Annotated in this window: 15 protein-coding genes; 4 read left to right on the top strand and 11 right to left on the bottom strand. The window is 40.3% G+C overall.

What is annotated here, in order from left to right; translation table 11 throughout:
• Window positions 1–331 precede the first annotated feature (331 nt).
• A complete protein-coding gene (locus tag BMZ72_RS31670; protein WP_012791865.1) occupies window positions 332–649 on the bottom strand; it encodes a winged helix-turn-helix transcriptional regulator in 318 nt (105 codons plus the stop codon).
• Window positions 650–762: 113 nt separating this feature from the next.
• Between BMZ72_RS31670 and BMZ72_RS31665 the strand changes: the two genes are divergently transcribed.
• The 3 genes from BMZ72_RS31665 (at window position 763) to BMZ72_RS31655 (ending at window position 4,590) form a co-directional block, all read left to right on the top strand.
• Window positions 763–1,629, top strand: a complete 867-nt coding sequence (locus BMZ72_RS31665; RefSeq protein WP_089814703.1) for an SDR family oxidoreductase — start codon at window positions 763–765, stop codon at window positions 1,627–1,629.
• Window positions 1,630–2,328: 699 nt separating this feature from the next.
• Window positions 2,329–4,209, top strand: a complete 1,881-nt coding sequence (locus BMZ72_RS31660; protein ID WP_089814701.1) for an amidohydrolase — start codon at window positions 2,329–2,331, stop codon at window positions 4,207–4,209.
• A gap of 237 nt (window positions 4,210–4,446) precedes the next feature.
• Window positions 4,447–4,590: a helix-turn-helix domain-containing protein gene (locus BMZ72_RS31655; protein ID WP_089814699.1), complete on the top strand. Its 144-nt coding sequence runs from the start codon at window positions 4,447–4,449 to the stop codon at window positions 4,588–4,590.
• A 141-nt stretch (window positions 4,591–4,731) separates the two neighbouring features.
• Here BMZ72_RS31655 and BMZ72_RS31650 read toward each other — a convergent pair whose 3' ends face one another.
• The 4 genes from BMZ72_RS31650 to BMZ72_RS31635 form a co-directional block, all read right to left on the bottom strand.
• Window positions 4,732–5,907: an FAD-dependent oxidoreductase gene (locus BMZ72_RS31650; protein ID WP_089814697.1), complete on the bottom strand. Its 1,176-nt coding sequence runs from the start codon at window positions 5,905–5,907 to the stop codon at window positions 4,732–4,734.
• Between the two features lie 111 nt (window positions 5,908–6,018).
• On the bottom strand, window positions 6,019–7,287 hold the full coding sequence (locus BMZ72_RS31645) for an MFS transporter (RefSeq protein ID WP_089814695.1): 1,269 nt from the start codon (window positions 7,285–7,287) through the stop codon (window positions 6,019–6,021).
• Between the two features lie 307 nt (window positions 7,288–7,594).
• Window positions 7,595–8,374, bottom strand: a complete 780-nt coding sequence (locus BMZ72_RS31640) for a formylglycine-generating enzyme family protein (RefSeq protein WP_089814693.1) — start codon at window positions 8,372–8,374, stop codon at window positions 7,595–7,597.
• Window positions 8,374–9,111 (bottom strand): hypothetical protein, encoded by a 738-nt coding sequence (locus BMZ72_RS31635; protein ID WP_089814691.1) that lies wholly within the window; start codon window positions 9,109–9,111, stop codon window positions 8,374–8,376. The genes BMZ72_RS31640 and BMZ72_RS31635 overlap by 1 nt, the downstream gene beginning before the upstream one ends.
• Before the next feature lie 332 nt (window positions 9,112–9,443).
• On the opposite strand from BMZ72_RS31635, the gene eptA reads away from it, so the two are divergent.
• Window positions 9,444–10,973, top strand: a complete 1,530-nt coding sequence (gene eptA, locus BMZ72_RS31625) for a phosphoethanolamine--lipid A transferase EptA (RefSeq protein ID WP_089814687.1) — start codon at window positions 9,444–9,446, stop codon at window positions 10,971–10,973.
• A 78-nt stretch (window positions 10,974–11,051) separates the two neighbouring features.
• Here eptA and BMZ72_RS31620 read toward each other — a convergent pair whose 3' ends face one another.
• From BMZ72_RS31620 to BMZ72_RS31590, 6 genes are all read right to left on the bottom strand, one after another.
• Window positions 11,052–12,128, bottom strand: coding sequence for a hypothetical protein (locus BMZ72_RS31620; protein ID WP_089814685.1), 1,077 nt, complete (start codon window positions 12,126–12,128; stop codon window positions 11,052–11,054).
• 1,081 nt (window positions 12,129–13,209) lie between these two features.
• A complete protein-coding gene (locus BMZ72_RS31615; RefSeq protein WP_089814683.1) occupies window positions 13,210–13,446 on the bottom strand; it encodes a hypothetical protein in 237 nt (78 codons plus the stop codon).
• Between the two features lie 474 nt (window positions 13,447–13,920).
• Window positions 13,921–15,912: a DUF262 domain-containing protein gene (locus BMZ72_RS31610; RefSeq protein ID WP_089814982.1), complete on the bottom strand. Its 1,992-nt coding sequence runs from the start codon at window positions 15,910–15,912 to the stop codon at window positions 13,921–13,923.
• Between the two features lie 115 nt (window positions 15,913–16,027).
• A complete protein-coding gene (locus tag BMZ72_RS31605; RefSeq protein ID WP_089814681.1) occupies window positions 16,028–17,023 on the bottom strand; it encodes a hypothetical protein in 996 nt (331 codons plus the stop codon).
• 788 nt (window positions 17,024–17,811) lie between these two features.
• Window positions 17,812–18,411 (bottom strand): hypothetical protein, encoded by a 600-nt coding sequence (locus BMZ72_RS31595; RefSeq protein WP_218155306.1) that lies wholly within the window; start codon window positions 18,409–18,411, stop codon window positions 17,812–17,814.
• 401 nt (window positions 18,412–18,812) lie between these two features.
• Window positions 18,813–19,769 carry a TolB family protein gene (locus BMZ72_RS31590; protein WP_089814675.1) on the bottom strand — a complete coding sequence of 319 codons (957 nt, stop codon included), beginning with the start codon at window positions 19,767–19,769 and terminating at the stop codon, window positions 18,813–18,815.
• Between the last annotated feature and the right edge of the window lie 119 nt (window positions 19,770–19,888).

The following is a 19,888-nucleotide window of genomic DNA, read 5'->3' as shown; positions in this document are numbered from 1 at the left end:
AATTGGTTCGATCTAGTTTGTAAACTAAGTTAGCTTTATAAATTGCTACACTACCAGTAGGACTGATAGATCGCCTCCTGGATGTGTAAGCAAGCTGTCCCGATGCAGTTTTGATATGAGCAGGTGCCGTCCAGTTAACCAGATTGTGAACCCTCTGTCCAGATTATTCCATTTGGAGACGATAAGTAAGAGCTGCCAGGTCGAGGCACTTGAATAACGAGATTACATAGGAAGCATTATCCTATCTATCCAAAATACTACTTCACAATCACGTTGATCAGGAGTTTTGGTGACGCCTTCAATGGGAAAGCTTTATCTTAACTTAATTAGATTATCCAATATTTTTTCTTTTCCAAGCTACTATATCAATTAACAAAGGGCATAGGCTTTTTCCAAAATCAGTGAGCGCATACTCTACCCGGGGTGGAAGCTCCTTGTACTGTTTTCTGCTGATTAAGCCATCCGCTTCAAGCTCTCTCAGTTGTTCGGTTAACACCTTCTTTGAAATAGAAGGTATCCTAACCTGGATTTCACCAAAACGTCTGGTATTTTTGAAAAGCACACGTAAAATTGTCACCTTCCACCGTCCTCCAAACATGGCTATCGTTTCTGTAATAGGACAGTCAGCATGGTCTAACTTATTTTCCATTGGTTACTTTTAGGTTACCACTTTCTGTCTTACTAACAAGAGCAAGGGCAACTTTTCAAAATCATTATTTGTTTCTTTACATACCAAAAGTAATTAATCTTAAAACAGAAAATATGATTTTAGTAACCGGTGCAACAGGAAATTTAGGTAAAGCCACCATTAATTCATTATTAAACAGGGGCATAGCCCCAAACGACATTACAGCATTGGTAAGAGATGAAACCAGGTCGGCAGAATTAAAATCAAAAGGACTTCAAATAAAACCTGGCGACTATGACGATTTTGAGTCTTTAAAAAGTGCGTTCCTGGGCGTGGATAAGCTGCTACTTGTATCTTCTTCATCAGACATTAGCAAAAGGTTTGAGCAGCACAAAAATGCGATCAATGCAGCCAGGGAAACTGGTGTTGGCCATATTATCTATACGAGCTTTGACATGAAAAACTTACAACAAAGTATAATGGGGAAAGAGGTGCAATATCATGCATACACAGCTGATTATCTAAAACAAATAGCTATTCCTTATACGCTGATGGATAATACCATGTATGCTGACATGATTCCCTTCCTTTCTGGAAAGGATATATTAAATAATGGCATTTCCATTCCTGCCGGAGACGGAAAAACTCCTTTTTTGCCAATAACAGAAATGGCTGAAGCGAATGCTGCTGTACTGACTACTCCGGGTCATGAAAACAAAGAATATATCATCGCTGCAGAAACCGCTTTTTCCTTTGCGGAGATTGCTAATCTACTATCAGACATAACCGGAAAAACAATACCTTATTATCAACCCGAGGTAAGCTCCTATATTGCCACGCTTATACAGATAGGTGCTTCTGAAGATGATGCAGCTTACCTCGCAAGGTTCTGTGGGGCGATTGCTAACGGAGAATTCGATACCAATAAAAGTGATGTAAATCAGCTACTAGGCAGGAATCCGATCAGTTTAAAAGATTTTTTGCAAAACATATATAGCTAACTGGTAGAAGAGTAAATCCTATGTGGAAGTCTATATTGAAATGTCTGGCCTAAAAAGACTAGTTACAGGTAAAGAATAAGGAGAAGGAACTTTAAACCTTACTTAATAAAGATAATTGCCACAAAACCCTGTGCCCTCTAATTCACATGATCTTGTATTGATACAGTTTATTAATTATGAATAGCATTTGGTTCGAAAATAATTTACTACTGGGCACCTGGCTAACGCCGGAGATAATATCTCCGGCTCTCTTGTTTATATATCTAAAGACCATCAAATCCACTGATGATAATTACAGCATCCATTGAAGCTTTGTGCCAGCTACAGTTTTCATGTTTTTAGAGTTTCTTCGAATTCTATTTTTGTCAAGCCCCAATGTCTGCTATACATATATAGTAATTGGGTTTCCTTAACTGTCAGCTCGAGAAGATTACTATACTCTATAGTCTGATGTAATGCTCTATTTTTGTACTCTTCTGAAAAACAATCTCTAAATATGTCGTACCATTTGAAAACTATTTGAGGTAGTTCTTTTTTGGGAGAGAAATTCGGAACTAAATTTTTCCTGATGAGTTTCTAAATCAATCACGTAATAGCTACAATTTAACAAAGGGCAATAAATGTCCGGTGAACAAAAATTCTAATCCCGTGTTATATCCCATGTGCTTTTGAAGTAGAATAACCAAATCCTCAAATCATATGGAACACCATCATCACCACGGATGCACACATTGTGCCTGTAGCAACCCCATTTTGAAAATATTGAAAGATGAGCTCTTCACTCCTGAAAATTTCGCAAAGCTCCCAAAACAAAAGACATTTAAAAAAGAAGAACAGACTCAACCATTCATGGTCACCGGTGGCATTATCCGTCCTATGATCAATGGAGCTGTTGAATCTGTAGGTGCTATTGGCTTTGCAGAAGGCGTTGTAGTAAAGACAGGCACCAAAGAGGAAGTAGCCGCATTTATGAATGATACCTACCCCGGGTATACCAGCAGGATACTGGAAGAGGGCCAAACCTTACTGCCCGGTCTTATTGAACCACACATTCATCTCGTTCCTACAGCTATGTTAATGGGCTGGACAAACCTGGATGCATTTGAAGGCCAGATACTGAAACCCGATTACAATATTGACACCCTGGGCAAAACTATTGCTAAAGAGGCTAAAAAACTAGCCAGCCTGGATCCTACGTTATGGTTCCTGGGTTCAGGCCTTGATCCGGCGCTGATGCCTTTATTAAAAAATAATACAGAGCTATTAACGATAGATATCGACCTGCTGGACAGCATTACCACAGACGCGCCGGTGTGCATTATCGCAGCATCTATGCATACTTTGTACGTAAATACAAAAGCACTGTGGTTGATCTGGAATTTCCCGGACAATATTGACCTGTTAAACACCTACTCTTCCTTCAATGACTACAAAGAGCAAACAAAGGGGCAGTTACAGGAAAGCGCTGGGATGACGCCTGCATTGAAAACCATTCCGCCATCGCAGAAAGCAGACTTTTTCCTGAAATCATTCATCTATTTAAAACAGATCTTTGACACTGCTAATTCCCTAGGTGTCACCTTCATGCATGATGCGGGCATGAATAAGGGGCAGCAGGAAATACTGGAAGCATATCTGGCGGTGAACAAGGGAACTGTTCGTATCGGCGCAGCCGAAGTATGTAATTCGATGGATGATCTGAGCAAAATAAAGGATTTCCCTGTTCCGCCAACCGTATACAAAGACATCTACAAGAGTCATGTGAAAGTAATCACTGATGGTTCTAACCAGGGATTGACAGGGTATCAGTCCGACCCATATTTATGTAATCCTGCTGACAACTATGGTGTGTACAATTTCGCAGACAAGTACGATGATAAGCCATTGATTCCTCCGAAGGATTTCCGGCAGCTGATGCAGGAGATTGTAAAGGTTAAACAATGGCCGGTGATGATCCATGCGAATGGCGATCGTGCCGTTCAATTTGCGATAGACGCATTTAAGGAATTTATTCCTGATCCCTCATCAGGGGTACGACACAGAATAGAACATTGCTCCTTAGCTACACAGCAAAACCTGATAGACATGAAAAATCTGGGGGTCTCTCCAAGTTTCCTGATCGGGCACGTGGGTTACTGGGGATATGCTTTCCAGGAGGCGATCTTTGGGGAGAGATCAAACATGTTGGATCTCTGTAACAGTGCGCTGCAACAGGGTATGCGGATCACGTTGCATAGTGATAATTCGGTGAGTCCGTTGGGACCATTGAGAATGATGGAGCAGTCTATCACAAGGAAAATGGAGGCGGATGACGAAGCAGGCGTATTGAATGGAGCAGAATGTATCACGCATGAACAGGCACTGAGGGCAATTACCTACGACGCGGCATGGCAATGTTATGCAGAGCAGTGGACAGGATCGCTGAAAGCTGGGAACTTTGCGGACTTTGTCGTACTGGCGCAGGATCCACTGACGATGAAGAATCCATTTATGAATATGCGAAATATCGAGGTGGTGGAAACCTGGGTAGCAGGATTGAAAGTGTATAGTACGGTGTTGGAAGAAGCAGCTATGGTATGATAAAAGAAAGGAAATATAAAACAGCCTGATTTGACTATACAGCGGAATACAGTTTGTTAACAATCAATACCAATTGGTTTGGGAACATTCCGCTACCGGGCACAGAAGTGGAAAGGTCGGAGAATCTCCGACCTTTTGCCTTTCAGGATGGTCCAGGTCTATTCTGGACCTCTTTACATCCTGAACGTCATCATATAGTTGTTCTGATACAATAAGTTGTTAAATTCTTTTTAAGCAATGTCCTGCTTCATTCCTATGAGGCAAGATATTGCTGAAATAGCCTACTCCCTGGGCTTTGAAAATCCACCTTATTTTTCCAGACTATTTAAAAAGCAAACAGGACTTACTCCAAATCAGTTCAAAAAAAATCTTTCAAATTAGCTTATAATTGAGCGGTTCTCATCTCAATATACTTATGAAATTGGGTTCATCCCATATCGGTGTAAATCAGGACTTCCTCTGGTTTTAGAACAACATAAATGGCCGGAATAAACCGACCATTTACTGATCAAAAAAGATCCGTTATTCAGCGTGGTTAAACAGTTGCAACAGCCGCTCCTGTGCATCTTCTGCCCGCATCCATTGGCTTATCTCAATGGAAGATCGTGCCTCAGCCGTGCCCCTTTCCTGCATGGTCGCTTCATATACCGCAATGGCCGACTTAATATCTGTAAATTCCTCACTGGTCAGACTTTCACTCAGTTCCAGCGCATCCAGCATAGCCAGGTTCACACCTTCGCCGGAGGGCGGCATGATGTGGGCCGCATCACCCAGCAGCGTAACATTGGCATGGGCTTCCCAGCTTTGATCAAAGGGAATACAATATTGCGGGCGCAATAAATAAGGAGAGTCTGCCTTCTCGAACATGGGCGCCCATACATCATTCCAGCCCGGCGTTTCAGACAGGAACCAGGCCAGCACCTGTCGACCATCAGAGAAATCCACCCCACTGTTGTTCCACCAGCCTTCCGGCTTTTCTTCCACGAAGTAAAAATCTATGCTGCCATCGCCCTTGGAAGAAATGTGCAAATATTTGCCATCGGCATGCACATATACTTTTCCACCTTTGAGTAGCTCGCTGGCCTGCGGCACGGTGGTAGCAGCATGGCCCACATTACCCTGTACGATCACCACGCCCGCGTAGCTGGGGTGAATGTCAGTCACGAACGGTCGCACTTTGGAATTGCCGCCATCTGCACCGATCACGATATCGGCAGTAGCGGTGTGTCCGTTCCTGAATTCGATCTGCCAGCCATCGCCTGCCGGTATCATGTTTTTAAACTGGCTATCCCATACCACTGTGCCGGGTTGCAGGGAGTTCAGCAAAATATCGCGCAGCGGTCCGCGATCTATCTCCGGCCGGGCATATTCACTGTCGAGGTCCAGTACGTTCATCTTCGGCTCGAAGTCAGTATTATGTTCGTCGTAAATGATTTTGCCGTATTTATCGATCACCCTACCCTTTTCCGCACCTGGGCGGTAGTTGGCGAGGAAAGCATCGCGCAGACCCATGGCTTTAATGGCTTTCAGACCCGATTCAAAATGAAGATCCAGCGTAGCACCCTGTACACGGGCTTCGGCATTGACATCTCTTTCATATACGGTCACATCCACGCCTTTCAATTGTAACAGGCGGGCCAGCGTTAAGCCGCCCGGGCCGCCGCCAATAATGGCCACTTTTTTTGCTGCTATTAGCATAAGTATTTTGTTTTGGTAAGTGTTTCAGTATTCACCAGTAAGATTAGAGTAGGCGTTAGGAACCCAATAGCCCTTGATAGTATAAGAATAGTTGCAAAACGGAAATAAGAATTAATACCCTTCACTCAAAATAACTGCCTCATCCACCGCCGCCGTCACCACCGGTTTCCTTTTTACCAGTCTGTCTACGCCCACCATGAGCCAGATGCTCAGGAGAGAGATACCCAGCGTTACATATCCCAGCGTGCTGTAATGGTCCAGTGGCAGGCCTTTGGCAGGTTGGGTAACAATAAAGCCCGCGATGGCCGCAGCCACCCCACCCGCTATCTGCTGCAACGAGGTGTTCACACTCATGAACGCACCCCGGTCTTCCAACGCCGGGATAGCGCTCGTGAGTGCTGCCGAAGGCACCATGCGGCCCATGATGCCCATCATCATCACCACGTTCAGGCCTATCACCGGCAATAGCGGCGTTACCCCCAGGTTCGTGTACCACACGCTCGTAATACCCATCAGGATGGATGCGATGGTAAAAATGCGGAACTTGTCAACCCGGTCGCTCAACCGTCCCACCAGTGGCATGATAAACAGGGAACTCACACCGGATACCATGAACAACAGCGGCAGTTGTTTGTCGGTTAACCCCAGGTTATTCACAGCAAAGGTGCTGCCGAAGGGCATCATCATAAACCCTCCAATCGATAGTAACGCCGTAGCCGCAAAACCCAGGCGGTACGGGCCTTTGGTAAGCGTATGCCACAAGTGGGTCAATGCCGGTTTGTGCTGCTGTACGGCCAGGTGTGCGGTCACAGGGCGGAAACGTAGTGCTATCAGCGCCGCCACGATCATGCCCAGCCCCGCGATCATCCAGAACGCGGCTTCCCAACCCAGCGCATTGGCCAGGAATAATCCAATGGGAATGCCCAGCACCTGGCTGGCGCCAAAGCCCATTTGCACATACCCCATCACCCGCCCACGCTGCCGTAGCGTGAAAAGATCGGTGATAATGGCCATGGAAACAGAGGCAATCACGCCTCCAAACAAACCTGTCACGATGCGGGCCGCCACCAGCAGCGCGTAACTATGGGCAAAGCCGCATAATACCGTACCGGTAACGAAGCCTATATAAAAAAACAGTAACAATTTCTTCCGGTCGAAACGATCTGCAAAACCCGCCGTGAGCAGGCCGGAAATACCTGCGCTAAAGGCGTAGGCAGATACCGCAAAACCAAAGGCCTGCGGCTGTAGGGAAAGCGATTTCATGAGGATATCACCCAGCGGCGAGATAACCATGAAATCGAGTACCACAGTAAATTGGGTAAGGGCGAGTACCAAAATGACGAAGCGCTGGTAGCGGGAGAAAGAAGGTGTCGGTTGCATAGTGCAAAGTTGTGCCTGGATTCCCCAATAAAATAGCCTTCTCCGCTAATAAAATAGTCGTAAATGAAAATCCAGTCCCATTTTCTTACCAATTGGTAAAATTCAAGAGCCCAGACTTGCCCATGTTTGCAACGTAATAATGGCGTTCACTGGATATACCCCCTCTTGAAGTTAACGGCACCCTGGAAACAAAAAACGCCGAAGATATGATCTCCGGCGTTTTTTGTTTTGATGCTTTGCTAAGCCCGCTGCGGGTGTAATATCATTCCCAGCGGTACTGAACGGCATTCAATAGTAGCAGGCATGTTCACTTTCTAACCACCCTGAAGCCCTGATTACTAAAGGATGCCCTTCTATGCACCCTTCCAATATCTACGGAGTTAAAATAGTGACAGGAGTGCTGACTACACCACCATGAGCCGCCCCTTGCATGTACCGTTTTCTCCTCTTTGAGATGCCCTTCGCAAAACTCGAATACATTTCCATACATGTCATACAGCCCCCAGCGATTGGGTTGGAAACTGGCGACAGGAGCAGTATACATATATCCGTCGGAGTTGTCCGCTTCCAGGTGGTCATGTCCATTCCATATATTGGCATAACGACTGATCTTCCGGCTGTCTTCACCCCAAAAATAGGTGGTTCTCGCACCTGCGCGGGAAGCGATCTCCCATTCTTCGAAGGAAGGAAGCCTTACCTTTGCCCATTCGCAATAGGCTTGAACGTCATTGTAGCTGATGGTGGTAACGGGATGTTGCATTTTGTCGTCAATACCGCCACGGCTCACACCGTTAGGATACCGCCAGCAGGCAGTACTGTCCTCCAGCCAGCGGAATTCCTTCAGTCCTGGCTCGAAGACCATCGCATTGTGCAGCCGCTCCGCATCAGTGAAATAATGCGTAACGGCTACAAATTCTGCAAACTGCTGATTAGTGACTTCTGTCGCGCCGATAGCGTAGGCATCCACATGGACCTCTCTTGCGGGATTAAGGGCATGCCCTTTAGCACCGACCCAGTAGTCTCCGGCGGGTATCTGCACGAAGGACGTATCAGGCAGGAACAGATTTATCAGTAGTAAGAATATCATTAGTTAGCAGCATTGTACATGCCCATGGCCCGCTGTATGATCAGGTCTTCATTGGCCTGGTTGAACAAAAGGTATGCGTTATAAGTACTGTTCTTGCTATACAGCTTAGTATAAGATACTGATTTAACAAAAGGCTCATATTTTGTTTCTGCCATGAACTCCATCAGTACTGTCAGGATGTCCAGATCTTTATGATCACGTTTGAAGAACTCCACCAGAAAAGGGACCATTTCAACGGCCTTGATCTCTACCAGCGCCATTTTGTAGTTAAGTCCTATACGTTTACTGCGGTTAGCAGATTCTTTGATGATCTCCATCACAGAATCCCGGTTGGCCTGCAGGAAATCACGTTGACGTTCACTCCAGTTCAGTTCTGCGTAATTGTCAGGCAGGTGGCCGAAGACCTTTTTATGCTCATCCTGAATGGGCGGTTCAACATCACAGTTCTGGCTATATGATTCCGGATTGATCATGTGATAGGTGAATTTCTCGCGGAGCGTAAGGGACATATAGTCTTTAGAACTCATTACGGTGAAGTCTTCCATATCTGCTGTATTCTTTTTGATCAGCCCTTTCACCTTGGCAAGGCCATAGGGCGGAATTGTCGTTTTTAGCCTGTATTCACGATAGGCGTTGCTTTCCGCACTTGCGGGCTTCCAGGTTTCTTCCTGGTTCTGATCCTGGGCAAAAGTGGCTAAAGGTAATAGCAGGGCTAATATAGCAGCAGTTAATTTCATGGTTATATGCATTCTTAAATATAAAGATACTAATCAACTGACTAAAAATACTCCCGGAAATCAGTGGATTTTGTTCCGTTTACCTCCTCAATACTATACAAAAAACCTGTTCTATGACTATGGTCATAAGCCGGGTCAACGTCCTTCGACGGGACTATTTATTTATACTAAAACGAAAAATCAAGCGGAGAAAGGTCATAACAAACAAGCGAGAGATTTTTTACCAATACCTCCTCGTTTTGTGTCATTAATCAGTCCGATAATCGACGAAAATTTGATAATATTATATTTTGTATTAATTTGCCTGATTGTTCCATTTTATAAAATGGCTTATGCGTTTATTAAAAGATAATATAAAAATCGTTCATTTTTCTTTATTAATAAGTTGTCTTAACTTCTTATTCTTTCATTTTCCCTTTTTTAAATTTATTTTTAATAATACTGATTATAGAAGTTTTAACGGCATCACCATTATTATTTGTTTTATTATTCTAATGCTGGTTGCAAATGCTTTTGCCTTTTTTTTGATACTTTTTCTACTACGCTTTGTAGGAAAAATTATCCTGGCATTATTCTTTATTTTCAGCGCAATTGCAGTTTACTTTATTAATACCTACGGTGTTATAATAAATGCAGAAATGATGGGTAATCTGCTAAACACCAATTATGCTGAGGCATCTGGTTTTTTTTCCATAAAATTACTACTCTATATAATTCTGCTTGGTGTTATTCCTGGCATTATTATCATAAAAGCAAAAATAGTAAGTGTAACAGTCAAGCGATTTTCAGTCATCACTTCAGCTACCTTATTATTTATGCTAATTGTAGTATTTGCCAATTCCCAAAATTGGTTGTGGGTTGATAAAAATTCAAAAGTATTAGGTGGGCTTGCAATGCCATGGAGTTACTCTGTAAATCTTTCCCTGTTTTTTGTACATAAACACCAGGAAAATGAAAAAGAAATATTATTGCCAGATGCTACCATAAAAGATAACCAGAAATCGGTTGTAGTCTTAGTGATAGGAGAATCCGCCAGAAGTGAGAATTTTTCTCTATACGGGTATAGTAAAAATACAAATCCGCTTCTTTCAAAAACCCCTGGTGTATTTAATTTTAATGCCACCTCTTGCGCCACCTACACCACTGCAGGTGTAAAGTGTATTTTAGAACATAAAAATACTGGCGAGTTATATGAGATTTTGCCCAATTATTTATATAGAAATGGCGTAGAGGTTGTCTGGAGAACCACAAACTGGGGAGAACCACCCGTTCATATAAAAAATTACCTGAACAAAGAGGCGCTGATGAAAGATTGTAAAGGCAATGGATGCGATTACGATGAAGTTCTTTTGAATGACCTGAAAGAGCAAATCGCAGCAAGTACAAAACCTAAGGTATTGATAGTATTGCATACAAGTACAAGTCACGGACCTGAGTATAGCAAAAAATATCCGCCTCAGTTCGAAACTTTTAAGCCAGTCTGTAATAGTGTTGAGTTAGCAAAATGTTCCAATACAGAGCTTGTCAATGCTTATGACAATACCATTGGTTATACCGACTATATTTTGTACAATGTAATTGAAGATTTAAAACAATTAAAGGAATATAAAAGTGCAATGATTTTTGTTTCCGACCATGGCGAATCTTTAGGAGAAAAAAATCTATACATGCATGGTTTGCCTTTGAGCCTGGCGCCGAAACAACAATATGACATTCCTTTTATAGTTTGGACATCTGATAACAGTTTAAAACAACTGAAGACAGAAAATTCATTGTCACAAGAATATGTATTTCACAGTGTTTTAAATTTTCTGGGCATACAAAGTCCTGTTTATAATGAGGAATTGAACATTTTTAAATAGCGGACGACTAAATGGCTGGAAGAAATATAAAGATAACAAATTTGTCCGGTCATAATTTGAATACTAATCCTCGAAGAACTATTCCAATAAAAAAGCAGCATTTTTACCATCAAAATCGTATGGCTTTAACAAATCAAATTTTATTCCTTTTGAGCTCAGCAATTTTTGGCTTTCTGAGTATAATGTATAACTAAAGGTTAGATACTCATTAAGCTTTCTAAAAGCAGGGAGTCTGTAAATAACTATAAGGCTATCTCCTGAAATATCGGATTCGAAAACAGAATCACGTTTACTAGCAAAAACTGTAAAGTTTTTGCCCAATGCTACAACTTCTTCAATGGAAGCAAATTCTCGCTTGATAATATATTTCTCAAGTTGATCTCGAAATCCAGGTAATATATTCATATTGTTGACCTGATTAAGCGCTATAAAATCTTTGAAAAAACCATCAGTAAAGTATACGTCAAAATTATTATACTCAATTATTCTAATACCGGTATCTTTTCTAAATGTTCGAATTTTTATGCTTACCGCTTCATTAGCATCATTTGAGATTAATTCAAATCTATCGAAATATAATTGCTGATTATCTTCATATTCTCTTGGCCTCGCAAATTTATAGTTCATAGAATCAAAAAATGAACGCAATGTTCCATAAATATCATTCGTGATCGATTTCCCCTGAATCATACGCTTAGACATACTCATTGGCCGCCAACTACTGTCAACGTATGAATTATTTGTTTTAAAAAAACCTATTATTTTAAACTGAGTATTCTTTAAATCTTGAATGAGTTGAACAGTTGCGAGTTCCTGCTTAGCTATACTTTCATCCTTTATCGGGTCTGGTGGAAGAGGTTTAAAATATGCGGCTAAAAACATCAAACCAAATATTACTCCAATGCCATGGCTATATGGCTTCAATGATTTTAAAACCGCCCTATGACCACCAAATACCCAAACAATTTTTCCTTTTTTCACAAAGTATTCTAGTAGAAAAGGGACTGCTATACTTGATACTGCAAGAACTAGCAAGCCGCCTTTACTTAGTAGCGCTTCGGATTTAGCAATCATATCAACTACTAATGATATAGAGGCAAATGTTGTTATAACAAAAGGTAAAATCCTAGTAAGTAGTTTTTGAAGCAACGACATTCTAGCAACTTTTGAGATACATTCACAATGTGAAAATTATATAATACCAGATGGCATGTCCCAAATCCGGATAATAACGACACATTTTAATAAAAAATTCCGCAAATCAGGTTAATAGAATGTTAACCTAATGGAAAATAATCGGGTATTCAAAACGGACTTTGCTATATATGCCATTTAGCGTACTGAATAAGTATTTCAAATTCAATTCCAACTTATTCGAAAATTATAGTTTCTTTGGAATACATCATTTCCCGCAAACCCAAAATAATTTTCCCGTAAATCCATCATATCTAATAACTTCAAGTCGCTTCAATTCCTTAAAATTTCCGTCAATGTCCATTGCCATATCAGCAATCTAATTTAAAGACTTTTTTATTAATGATTCATCTTGGTTTTTAAAGACATCAATCGCTGACGAATAATCTTTGTAGGCAGTTGCGTAATTTAACCTAAGAGCGTTTTTTGCCGTACCTTTCAAGAGGCTAAATAACATATGGGCTACTTTGAAAAATTCGAAGAAAAGGACAACTGCCCCTTGTTGTGAAAATACTCAGTTATCTTAATCTCTCTGATAGGCGATCAACCTTATCATAATACCGGCTGTTTCATCACTTTTAATTGTTCGAAGCACATTCCCTTGTAATCTACACTTATGTTTGCAGCGATCTTACACTTCGATAGAAAGCCTGAAAATGAATAATGACCTTCATCTAAATAGCTTAAGTCCATATCATTCCTAAACTGCTTAAAACGCTTAATTTAAGTTCGATTCGTAATACGCCAAGAAAATATCCTACAGATTTATTTGACTTAGTAACTTTTATCATAGAGGAATAGATGTTTGATTTAGCCCAAAGAAAACTACATATAAAATTTGCGGCAGTGATGTTGGAATAAGAACGACCGTTATTTTCGCTTTATAATTATTCCACAAATGAATACAGCAAAAATAAATGCCGTAGGGAGAATTATTGTCGCTACACTGCTCCTAAGCCTTTCTACTTACCTATTCTTCATTAATGAAAGAGGAATAGCAGGTACAATTATAGCATCAATACTATATTATTGGTTGAACAAGTCATCTATTTGAGTGAGGAATAAACCACCTTGAGTTCTTACCACCAGTTTGATAAGCATGAGGTATTTTTCCTGCTCTTAACAGGTCTCTTAATGGCTTCCCTTTTCTACTTTTGGAATCATTCAATAATTCCTGCTTTTCTAATAATTCATTTGCCTCTACAGGTCTAATATTAGATAAGTTATTTTTAGACAGATAATCGTCAAGGAACTTAATAATTGCTTTTATATCAGCCATATCTTGGAGGTTTTAACATTTAGTCAAAAATAATTATACTATAATAATTAACCTCAAAATCTCAGTCGAAAACAGGCCATTCATTCTACATAATGAAAGATCCAGCTAAAGCAAATTGTAAAAATATTCACAATTTGATACGAGTGATTATATGAATAGAGTTGATCTCGAAAAAATCAGCACGTTCTACATTATTTTCTAATCGGAAACTAACAATTATCGTTGCGCCGTTATATTGGGCGATAATATCCTGTCAGACAAGTTAATAATATTTCATATTAGCTACCAAATTAGTCCCCAACAATCAGCTTGTTAACAATCAGTACCATTTGGCTAGAAAACGCTCCATTACTGGGTATAAAACAGGAATCCCGCTCTTATAGTGGAATTCCTGTTTTATACCCAGTAGCACTCCCCGTATTGATATGCCGTATTTCATATTAGCCTGATACGCTGCCTGTTTTCCCAACCTAATTAAGCGGGAAAAGACTCAACCTCTTCCTTCTTCTCTGTTAAGAAGTCGAGGCCCAGTAAACTATCCTTGTTAACACCCCAGTCATCAAAATCAATTGACCAGCGGTTATCCATAAAATCAAGCATTTTCCGCCCTCTTTCCATGATTTCAACTGGTGTCCAATTGTCAAACGAAGAAACTTCAATTTCACTGTATGAACCGCTAAAATAACCACTAAAATCTCCAAAGCGATTTTCATGTCTACATTTATAAGGAAAACATCTATTCTGCAATTCCGAATTTTTAGAATGTGCCAGCAGCAGCAGATTCCCTAAGCTATGTAGCAAAGCAAACTTCTGTTTCCGATCATATATGTCGAATACATCTTTCCAGCAACTATCCGTTGCAGTTTGTGGATAGATATGCTCGATAGTTTCGTCTTTTTTCCGTCTCTCTATGTCAGTCCATGTAATCTTCTTGTCAGATTGTGCCTTTTGTTGAAGATGCAATTCATACTCGTACAGAAAATATTTAATGCCGTTCCATGAATAAAAACCTTCTTCCTGCAAATCCATAATATGATCCTTAAATTTATTAAGCTCAAAGTATCCATGATATTGATAATTCTCTCCATCTCCAGACTCTCCGTTGGTATACCACTGGATTTCAGCGACTATATGATCAATATTAGTGGCTTCGCCTTGTCGATATTCCTGACCATGATAATATTGACTCGCCAGGCGGTAAAAATGGCTATTTTTTGTAACAGGCGATCGTTGGGAAATTCGAAAAACCAGGAATATGAACCTTTCTGCCGTTTGCAATAAACGCAACACTTTAGATTCTACCTTTTCCTTTGCCATAACGGCCATCAATAATGGAGGAAATGCTCCCATACCGAGGCGATTCAGTTTCTGTACCCACTCTTTTGTCTCATCGGAATACGACAAATACCCCGGGTTGTATAGATAAAACCAGGTCTTGACGCAGGCCGCCAGACTGTCAATATATCTCCTGATTTCCGGAAGTTTCAATTCATCCCGCAATACCGCACTGGCAACAAATTTTTCCTTCAGCAAAAACTTCGCATATGACTCTGCCTCGCTTCTGTCATATTTAAAATACATAATCCAATGGTTGTACAAAAACATGTCATCGTCAAGCGGCGCTTCTTTGTTCTTCCCCAAATACTCATAGATAGTTTTCCATGTTTCATTTATATCCTTACGTAGTCGCTCTAAAGAATAAGTATCCTCATTTAGTAAGGTTGATATGTATATTAGTCTATTCTTAAGCAGCTCGAGGTTAGACAAAGGCTTCCCTCTGTTGTTCATTGTTTCGAAGGTTACATAAACATCCAGGTCATCATCTATCACATAAAAATTAAATCTAAAATTATTAATCACTTTCTTAAACCAATCCTCTAACTGATCAAACGTCGCATGCTGAAATTTTTTCGAAAAATAAATTTTAGCATACTGTAAATTGGATGTATAGAGTGTTTGTTCAGGAACCTTGTCTGCCGTTGAAGAGGTTTGTTCTAATATTTTAGTCTTGAAATATTCATCACTCGGATTGTCCTTCTCATATCCAAAAACAAAAGACTGATAATTATTACGGTATTGCTTGTAAAGAAATTTGTCAACCCAGGAGTCCTTCTTATCAAAATTGATCCAATCCTCCTGTTTAAAGCATTTTAATAACTCGTTAATGAAAATAATAGCGGTTGTCAATCTTTGTTGCCCATCGATAATATAATAAGCAGTCAATCCCTTTTGAATAAGCCATAAGTCATCTTTCCATTTCTCACTTGTGGCCATAAGTTCTCTTTTTACAGGCTCCACAGTAACCACTCCGGTATAATGTAACCGATCACTTTTTAAGTTTTGAATATCTTCCCAAAAATCATCTAACTGCGGCTCTTCCCAGGAATAGCCACGTTGAAAATCGGGAATACGAAAGAATTTCTGGTTAAAAATTTCGGTAAGAGATTGTAATTTAGAATCCGACATATTGATACGTTTAAGAATTATCTGCACAACAAGATACAGTTTTAGTCTGCTATTTATTTGAGCTTTCTTTTGCCATATATGTGAGGCCCCCATCCCAGAGGCGATCTCTTTTTATCTAGTTATTCTTCCAGATTAAATGCTTTTTTACAGGCTTTATTTTATAAACTGGATCATCATCACTATTTGTAATCAACTGTCCCAGGCCATCCAAAAATTGGTCCATTGCCACATGGTTAACTCCTTCCGAAATTGGGTTAGCGCCAATAGCATTCTCTAATTTATGATTCAAGCCCCCTACAATAAGAAAACTAACCGCTTTCCAAAATCCACTCGCCCTGTTATTGGGAGGGGTGTAATCATAGTCAGTTATCCATTCACCTTCTACATCGCCGGCTATTTTCTGTGGATCAAAAAAATTACGGATTCCCGGCTTCCACACAACATGCAGGTTATTCTGATCATCGAGAAATTCATAACCAGGGAATGCATAGTAATCGTCCTTCGTTGACGAAGAAATCACCTTATAGTCCATATAGGCTTTTTCGGGATCCCAGGAGACGGCGAACGATTCGTCACCTATAAACGTATATTCAGGAAATGCATTCCATTTATTTTCAAGGTAAGATGAGATCACTTTCGCGTCTGGATGAAGTAATCCAGGTGTCCAGACTGTTACGGAGTCACCTGATGCATTATTTAGAAACTTGTAGCCAGGATTTGGATTCCACGAGCCTTCATCTATAGAAGAAGTGGCCTGCTGGATAGGGTGCTTCTGTCCCTGTGTCCATACAGTTGTAAAATCGTTGGGGTCCTTTGACGTAAATTTATAACCAGGTAAGGCTGAAAAACTACCAACTTTCTCATTACTCACCATTTGAAAGCCAGGTACTCTATACCCTGGATGCCACTTAGCGGCTGTGTTATTCCAAAAATAACGGGGACTATCGTCTAATTCATCTCCCCATGTATAACCAATAACTGGTGTAACCTTAAATGGAGCTACCACCTTTAACAAATCACTATTGAACAAAATTATTTTTGCGTGCCAAATTATAGCTGCACTCACGATTAAGGTGATTGCCCCGCCTACATTCTCCAGAAACTTTTTCATTATTTTGATTTGTGTGTTCTTTCAGAGTTATGGCATAAATGGAAATCGTTGATACAAGAGCAGAATATCATAGCTGTAAGTGTATAGATTCTCATTATTTGAGGAAAATGTACTTTAAAGTCAAAACGTGGTTTCAAAAATAGTTTTATGCTGACTTCGGCAAGTTAATTAGATGTTAATGTTTGTAGCATACACCTGCGGCGATATAAACTTTGAGATTTTCAGCCCGGTATGATATCTTATTTTGAATATTTTCCCTATATGCCTTATCATTGCCCAGGTGATAATATTCATCGAATTAACAGATAATAAACGACAGATCTGTTGATCTTGCCTATTCATAACTATTAAATTCTTACATTTAAGACAAAGAACTTATACTCGAAGAAATGTGTAACAACATGAGAAGACACACAAAAATTGATGTTATTGCAGAAGATTAAAATTAACATCATCAAATAGGCTTACATAAGCTCAGACTTAGCAGGTATCATAGCGATTACCTTTTTATACCGGGACCTAAACGCATCCCCTATTCTTCAAATATTCCATAATTTTTATGTACAATTGATCCCATGAAGCAGCATAGTTCCCTCCACTTGCTAAATTATCCTTATGCCTGTAGCATACTCCTTTTGCTCCTTTAGTATTACTAACAATTTCCAACTCTCCGTATCCATGTTCACTATCATTAATTATATCAGGTACTCTTAATAGAAATTCACTCTTCGTCATTTCTCCAATAGCTTAAGGATTAAACAAATTTATTATCATCGTTTGCGAATGACTTATCTGATGACCCTGAAACGTCCAGAATACTTGAACCATAAAGGTTTTCTGCTTCCATGATAGTCCATATAACCTTCGCATGCAAAAACAGCATGAGCTGACGACCATGCAACCATCCCTGAATAGTCTCCACCTGATAATCTTCTAAGCTTTTTTACCTGTTTGCCTTTTTCAAATCCCAGACATTTATAGACAGTTGGAGTATACGCACCATATTCTAAATTTTCCAATGCCGTCCTAAAGTCAACTTCTTCATCTATTATTTGTTTATTTTTAGCCATTACTGCATAAGTTAAAACAGCATATTCAACTATCTTCCGCGTTTCGGCATTATCAGCTATAAATACAAAATCCGCAGACTGATTCGCCTGACTAATTTCAGAATTTGTGAGAATAAACGACTTATTGTTCTTCAGAATAATTTTCTGGCTGGTATCGCTTATTCTTTCTATAAGAAAAAGATTATTCAATCCATAAATATTTAGAGCAGCTTTTATTAAGGCAATTGAGGCACAATTCGGTCTCTCTCCCTGCTTGAAACTGTTAAACAAATCATCACAGCTGACCTGACTATAAACGTCAGTACCAAATGCCAGCATAACGAATATTATTATTATTTTTATCATTTTATCTTTTGATTGATGATCTATTTATTCGAAATACTCCCTCCAACATTAAAAATACCGTAACCAATTCCTATCCCAATCCATGGCTTATTTCTGTACGCCGGGTACTTATTAGGTTCGCCATATAAGAAATCTATGCCAGTATAAAGTCCAAACTGAACTTTATCAACCTCAAATACAAATGATTGGAATGTAACTGCATGTTCCGTAATATCCAAAGGATCGCTGTAGCTTTATTCCTCCTGCTAACCCAACGCATTTTCCTATTTTTAAATCCTTACTATATTTTCGGGATACGAATATGAACAAATAAGCGAACATTAAAAATACCAACTAGTTGGTATTTTTAATGTTCGCTTAGAGATTGCTCCACCCTATCTCCACAACGTCACCCCACTCGCAGCCTCCGCTATACTCTCTCCTTTTGCAACCAACCGAATAACCCCATTATCTGCATTGTCCCCCACATTATATTTCTTAAAATCCGCCGGAATAACAGCCATCCGCCACCAACGTCCCCATTGATTAGTAAGCATATAGTCATATCCGATTAATAAGTATTTAGAGTCCGGCGAAAACACCGGCCACACTTCCGTCCAGTTACTTTCAGTAACCTGGGTAAGGTTACTACCATCCATATTCATCATCCATAAATGGTTCCCTCCTTTCAGGGCCAGCTTTGTGCCATCCGGACTAACACTGAAATGCCCCCAGGTATCGAAGTTGAACGTTTTTACAAGTGTTGCATTGGTGAATTCCTTATTGGTACGATATATACTATTCCCCTGACTGAATAAAAAGGTGTTATCAGGCATCCAGATCGCTCTCCCGTCCAGTTTCTTTCCCTGAAATGAGATGAGGTTAAAAAGGACCTTTCCCTGCAGGTCAAGTATCATCACGCCGTCATCGTAAGTAGGCGGCACAAGAATTAACTGTTTATCATAAGACAATAAGGGCGAGGTTAGATTGGCATACCCTGAGAATTTCTTGAACTGAGACACTATGGTATTATCCTTCACATTGGTAATAGTATATAATTCAGCATCATAATCATCCGGATGATCCCTTGATTCCAGTACCCAGGTATTGTCCCGGCTAACATCCCAGCCATTGCGGCGGGTACTATACGTAACAAAGGACGACTTTACGCTGGTAGTCAGGTCCAATTTCAGCAGACCGTCTGTAGCCCAGTCGTAATAGATGACACCTGCCCCCAGTGGCGTGGTACCGCTACCGGTACCTGGACCTGGAATGTCCTTATCGCCACCGGCATCTTTAGAGCAGGCTGAGATTAACAGTATTAAGGTTATCCAATATAAATACGTTTTCATGTTAACAAATGATTAATGGGTGAAAAGAATTGGTTCCACAAAAGTCTGCGGAGTCAGCCTGGAAGACAATACTCCCAAAGGAGTATTTTTGATCGTGAAGGGAGTATATGGTGACAACC

Source organism: Chitinophaga sp. YR627 (assembly GCF_900114995.1).
Lineage (GTDB): Bacteria > Bacteroidota > Bacteroidia > Chitinophagales > Chitinophagaceae > Chitinophaga.
The sequence above is the reverse complement of the archived record's forward strand: the minus strand, read 5'-3'. Positions and strand labels throughout refer to the sequence as shown.